Raw genomic sequence first — 271 nt, 5'->3', positions numbered from 1 at the left:
TCAGGTTCTGCGCAATGCCGCACATCCAGGTGCTGAGGGTGGCCTGACCACTGAAGCGCTCGCGGTTGCGCCAGGCTTCCAGATACGTCAGTTGCAGGATGTCATCTGCATCTTCGGGGTTGAGTACGCGTTTATGAATAAAACGCCTGAGTTTCTTCTGCTGGTCGTCCGTCAGTTGGAGCATGAATTGAGGCGAGCCGCCAACGAGCTGCGCTAAAGCTTCAATAGGGATATTCACGATTTTTTCCTCAGGGTAGACGCTATCGAAATA

At 52.8% G+C, this 271-nt stretch carries 1 protein-coding gene; it reads right to left on the bottom strand.

Annotation, left to right across the window (positions count from 1 at the left end; translation table 11 throughout):
- The coding region (locus KZZ04_RS19330) for an RNA polymerase sigma factor (RefSeq protein WP_368735905.1) at nt 1-238 on the bottom strand (238 nt) is incomplete at its 3' end.
- Between the last annotated feature and the right edge of the window lie 33 nt (nt 239-271).

This window comes from Pseudoalteromonas sp. CR1 (genome assembly GCF_019392235.1).
Taxonomy (GTDB): Bacteria; Pseudomonadota; Gammaproteobacteria; order Enterobacterales; family Alteromonadaceae; genus Pseudoalteromonas.
The sequence above is the reverse complement of the archived record's forward strand: the minus strand, read 5'-3'. Positions and strand labels throughout refer to the sequence as shown.